Source organism: Klebsiella sp. MS 92-3, assembly GCF_000195655.1.
Classification (GTDB): Bacteria; Pseudomonadota; Gammaproteobacteria; order Enterobacterales; family Enterobacteriaceae; genus Klebsiella; species Klebsiella pneumoniae.
On the sequence record NZ_GL882793.1, the window covers coordinates 31,287 to 36,578 of the forward strand.

The 5,292-nt window shown below is 56.5% G+C and carries 5 protein-coding genes; 4 read left to right on the top strand and 1 reads right to left on the bottom strand.

Annotation, left to right across the window (positions count from 1 at the left end; translation table 11 throughout):
* Positions 1–70 precede the first annotated feature (70 nt).
* Positions 71–361: a hypothetical protein gene (locus HMPREF9538_RS16900; RefSeq protein WP_002885663.1), complete on the bottom strand. Its 291-nt coding sequence runs from the start codon at positions 359–361 to the stop codon at positions 71–73.
* A gap of 223 nt (positions 362–584) precedes the next feature.
* Between HMPREF9538_RS16900 and HMPREF9538_RS0127410 the strand changes: the two genes are divergently transcribed.
* The 4 genes from HMPREF9538_RS0127410 to rnr all read left to right on the top strand — a co-directional run bounded on the left by HMPREF9538_RS0127410 (position 585) and on the right by rnr (position 5,228).
* Positions 585–782, top strand: coding sequence for a DUF2065 domain-containing protein (locus HMPREF9538_RS0127410; protein ID WP_002885664.1), 198 nt, complete (start codon positions 585–587; stop codon positions 780–782).
* A gap of 102 nt (positions 783–884) precedes the next feature.
* Complete coding sequence (locus tag HMPREF9538_RS16895; protein WP_009484734.1) at positions 885–2,183, top strand: adenylosuccinate synthase; 1,299 nt, start codon at positions 885–887, stop codon at positions 2,181–2,183.
* 150 nt (positions 2,184–2,333) lie between these two features.
* Positions 2,334–2,759 carry a nitric oxide-sensing transcriptional repressor NsrR gene (gene nsrR / locus HMPREF9538_RS16890; RefSeq protein WP_002885667.1) on the top strand — a complete coding sequence of 142 codons (426 nt, stop codon included), beginning with the start codon at positions 2,334–2,336 and terminating at the stop codon, positions 2,757–2,759.
* Positions 2,760–2,795: 36 nt separating this feature from the next.
* Positions 2,796–5,228, top strand: a complete 2,433-nt coding sequence (gene rnr, locus HMPREF9538_RS16885) for a ribonuclease R (RefSeq protein WP_002885668.1) — start codon at positions 2,796–2,798, stop codon at positions 5,226–5,228.
* Positions 5,229–5,292: the final 64 nt, after the last annotated feature.

The following is a 5,292-nucleotide window of genomic DNA, read 5'->3' on the forward strand; positions in this document are numbered from 1 at the left end:
AAAAAAAAAAAAAAAAAAAAAAAAGGGCCCAAGAGGACGCCCCCTTTTTTTCATGCTGCGAGGGCGGGAATTAGTTGCCGAGTAGCTTGTTCAGCAGGCCGCCGATCACCGGCAGGCCTGCCAGCGCACTTTCGATGGTGCCACCGATAGTCGACCCAACGCTTTCGCCCAGGGTTTTGCCCAGGTCCGGCGCCAGGTCGGCCAGATTGAGGGTGCCAAGCAGTGGCAGGTTAATGCTCAGGGCATCAGTGCCCATCGTCCATGCGGCTGCGCCGACCTTGCTGCCTAAGGCCGCCAGACCATCCTGTAACCAGCCTGCGCCGCTCACATTTTCGATTTCAAATGCGGTTAATTCTCTCATCATAATCTTCCTGATTAAGTAGACGTACCGGGTTGTAGTACGCGATGGCATAGTTACAATTTAAAAAATATGCAGCAATACAATTAGTTGTGAATTTTGTTTCACCTTTCCGGTTCATAATGAAGCTGAAATACGGGACAATGTGAAATGAGGGAATGAATTCACCATGCTGGCCGATGACGCCCGCGAGGGCGGCAATGATACTTTTCAATTAGGGTTGACGATGAACTCCACCATTTGGCTGGCGCTGGCGCTGGTTTTAGTACTTGAAGGGCTTGGCCCGCTGCTTTATCCGCGCGCCTGGCGCAAAATGGTCGCCAGCCTGAGCCAGCTACCGGATAATTTATTGCGTCGTTTTGGCGGCGGACTTGTGGTTGCCGGGATTGTGATCTACTACATGTTGAGGAAATCGATTGGCTGATCAAAAAGTGGTCGGATTTGCCTTATTTTGGATGCAAAAAGTGCTGTAACTCTGAAAAAGCGATGGTAGAATCCATTTTTAAGCAAACGGTGATTTTGAAAAATGGGTAACAACGTCGTCGTACTGGGCACCCAATGGGGTGACGAAGGTAAAGGGAAGATCGTCGATCTCCTGACTGAACGGGCTAAATATGTTGTGCGCTACCAGGGTGGTCACAACGCCGGCCATACTCTCGTAATCAACGGTGAAAAAACCGTTCTCCATCTTATTCCATCAGGCATTCTGCGTGAAAACGTCACCAGCATCATCGGTAACGGCGTCGTGCTGTCTCCGGCCGCGCTGATGAAAGAGATGAAGGGCCTGGAAGACCGTGGTATCCCGGTTCGCGAGCGTCTGCTGCTCTCTGAAGCCTGCCCGCTTATCCTTGACTATCACGTGGCGCTGGACGTGGCGCGTGAAAAAGCGCGTGGCGCGAAAGCGATCGGCACTACCGGTCGCGGCATTGGCCCGGCTTACGAAGATAAAGTCGCTCGTTGCGGTCTGCGCGTTGGCGATCTGTTCGATAAAGCAACCTTCGCCGATAAACTGAAAGAAGTGATGGAATATCACAACTTCCAGCTGGTGAACTTCTACAAAGCAGAAGCGGTTGACTACCAGAAAGTGCTGGACGATGTGATGGCGATTGCCGACATCCTGACCAGCATGGTGGTGGACGTATCCGACCTGCTGGATCAGGCGCGTCAGCGCGGCGACTTCGTGATGTTCGAAGGCGCGCAGGGTACGCTGCTGGATATCGACCACGGTACCTACCCGTACGTTACGTCCTCTAACACCACCGCAGGTGGCGTGGCGACCGGCTCCGGCCTGGGCCCGCGTTATGTGGATTACGTACTGGGCATCATTAAAGCGTACTCAACTCGCGTCGGTGCGGGTCCGTTCCCGACCGAGCTGTTTGATGAAACTGGCGAGTTCCTCTGCAAGCAGGGTAACGAATTCGGCGCCACCACCGGCCGTCGTCGTCGTACCGGCTGGCTGGATGCGGTCGCAGTCCGTCGCGCGGTGCAGATTAACTCCCTGTCCGGCTTCTGCCTGACTAAACTGGACGTCCTCGACGGCCTGAAAGAAGTGAAAATCTGCGTTGGCTACCGTATGCCGGATGGCCGCGAAGTGACCACCACTCCGCTGGCTGCCGATAACTGGGAAGGTATCGAGCCTATCTACGAAACCATGCCGGGCTGGTCCGAAACCACCTTCGGCGTGAAAGAGCGCAGCGGCCTGCCGCAGGCAGCCCTGAACTACATCCAGCGTATTGAAGAGCTGACCGGCGTGCCGGTGGATATCATCTCTACCGGTCCAGACCGTACCGAGACTATGATTCTGCGCGATCCGTTCGACGCGTAATCACTCTCAAGGGGCGCCGTTCGGGCGCCCTTGTTTTTGCTGTTCGCCCGCCCCATTTCAAATAAATTAGCGGCCTGAGCGCTGGCTGGTTTATCATCAATAATAATGATGTCGCTCGACATACCCTGTTTTCTTTTCCCTGAGGTTTATGTGCAGTTAACGAGTTTCACCGATTACGGACTACGCGCGCTGATTTATATGGCGTCGCTGCCGGAAGGACGAATGACCAGTATCTCGGAAGTGACCGAGGTCTATGGCGTCTCCCGTAATCATATGGTTAAAATAATCAATCAGTTAAGTCGCATGGGCTACGTGACTGCCGTGCGGGGGAAGAACGGGGGCATTCGCCTCGGCAAACCAGCAGGACAGATCCGCGTCGGTGACGTGGTGCGTGACCTTGAACCCTTATCGCTGGTCAACTGCAGCAGCGAGTTTTGCCACATTACACCAGCCTGTCGTCTGAAACAGGCACTAGCTGAAGCCGCGCAGAGTTTTCTCAAGGAACTGGATAACTATACGCTGGCTGATTTGGTTGAGAAGAATCAACCGCTTTATAAATTATTGCTGGTGGAGTGACGCCACTCTGCCGGAGATGACAACGGAGGAACCGATATGTCACAAGATCCATTCCAGGAACGCGAAGCTGAGAAGTACGCGAACCCTATCCCGAGCCGGGAATTTATCCTCGAACATTTAACTAAACGGGAAAAGCCTGCCAGCCGCGATGAGCTGGCCATCGAGTTAAATATCGAGGGCGAAGAGCAAACCGAAGCGCTGCGCCGCCGCCTGCGCGCGATGGAGCGCGACGGTCAGCTGGTCTTCACCCGCCGCCAGTGCTATGCCCTGCCGGAACGCCTCGATCTCCTCAAAGGAACCGTTATTGGCCACCGCGATGGCTATGGTTTCCTGCGTGTTGAAGGGCGCAAAGACGATCTGTACCTGTCGTCAGAACAGATGAAAACCTGTATTCACGGCGACCAGGTGCTGGCTCAGCCGCTGGGCGCGGACCGTAAGGGCCGCCGCGAAGCGCGCATCGTCCGCGTCCTCGTGCCGAAAACCAGCCAGATAGTTGGCCGTTACTTCACCGACGCTGGCGTCGGCTTTGTCGTCCCGGACGACAGCCGCCTGAGCTTCGATATCCTGATCCCGCCGGAAGAGATAATGGGCGCGCGGATGGGCTACGTGGTCGTGGTCGAGCTGACCCAGCGACCAACCCGCCGCACCAAAGCGGTGGGTAAAATCGTCGAAGTGCTGGGCGACAACATGGGCACCGGCATGGCCGTCGATATGGCGCTGCGTACCCATGAAATTCCTTATGTCTGGCCGCCGGCGGTGGAAAAACAGGTTTCCGGTCTCAAAGAACAGGTGCCGGAAGAGGCGAAGGCTGGACGCGTCGATTTACGCTCGCTGCCGCTGGTTACCATTGACGGCGAAGATGCCCGCGACTTCGATGACGCGGTGTACTGCGAGAAGAAACGCGGCGGCGGCTGGCGCCTGTGGGTAGCCATTGCCGACGTCAGCTACTACGTGCGCCCGGGGACGCCGCTGGATGCGGAAGCGCGCAGTCGTGGCACCTCGGTCTACTTCCCGTCGCAGGTAGTGCCGATGCTGCCGGAAGTGCTGTCTAACGGTCTATGCTCGCTGAACCCGCAGGTCGATCGCCTGTGTATGGTGTGCGAGATGACGATTTCGTCAAAAGGCCGTCTGACCGGTTATAAATTCTATGAAGCGGTGATGAGTTCACATGCTCGCCTGACCTACACCAAAGTGTGGCATATGCTGCAGGGTGACCAGGAACTGCGCGAACACTACGCGCCGCTGGTGAAGCACATTGAAGAGCTGCATAACCTCTACAAAGTGCTGGAGAGCGCCCGCGAAGAGCGCGGCGGTATCTCATTTGAAAGTGAAGAAGCTAAATTCATCTTCAATGCCGAACGCCGTATTGAGCGTATCGAACAGACTCAGCGTAACGATGCGCATAAGCTGATTGAAGAGTGCATGATCCTGGCGAACATCTCCGCCGCGCGCTTCGTTGAGAAGGCGCAGGAGCCGGCGCTGTTCCGTATCCATGATAAGCCAACCACCGAAGCGATTACCTCCTTCCGTACCGTGCTGGCTGAGCTGGGACTGGAGCTGCCTGGCGGCAACAAGCCGGAGCCGCGTGATTACGCAGAGCTGCTAACCTCCATCGCCGATCGCCCGGATGCGGAAATGCTGCAGACGATGCTCCTGCGCTCCATGAAGCAGGCGGTCTACGATCCGGAAAACCGCGGTCACTTTGGCCTGGCGCTGCAGTCATACGCCCACTTCACCTCGCCGATTCGTCGTTACCCGGACCTGTCGCTGCACCGCGCTATCAAGTATCTGCTGGCCAAAGAGCAGGGACATAAAGGCAACAGCACCGAGACCGGCGGCTGGCACTACAGTATGGAAGAGATGCTCCAGCTGGGTCAGCACTGTTCGATGACCGAGCGCCGCGCCGACGAAGCGACGCGCGAAGTGTCTGACTGGCTGAAGTGCGACTTCATGCAGGATCAGGTGGGCAACATCTTCTCCGGCGTGATCGCCAGCGTGACCGGCTTTGGCTTCTTCGTCCGCCTGAACGATCTGTTTATCGACGGTCTGGTGCATGTTTCCAGCCTGGATAACGACTATTATCGTTTCGACCAGGTGGGGCAGCGTCTCATTGGTGAGTCCGGCGGCCAGACCTATCGCCTGGGCGACCGCGTGGAAGTCCGTGTGGAAGCGGTCAACATGGACGAGCGGAAAATCGACTTTACCCTGATCTCCAGCGAGCGTGCGCCGCGTAATGTCGGCAAGACCGCCCGTGAGAAAGCGAAAAAGAGTACCTCTGGCAAGCCGGGCGGCCGTCGCCGCCAGGTGGGTAAGCAGGTAAACTTCGAGCCGGACAGCGCTTTCCGTAAAGAGAAAGAGACCGCCCGACCGAAGAAAGAGAAAAAAGCGAAAAAACCGTCGGCGAAAACACAGAAAATCGCCGCCGCGACGAAAGCCAAGCGCGCGGCAAAGAAGAAGATCGCCGAGTGATTGACCTCCCTTCACCCTGAAGTCTGCTGACGCAGGGGGGGGGGGGGGGGGGGGGGAAAAAAAA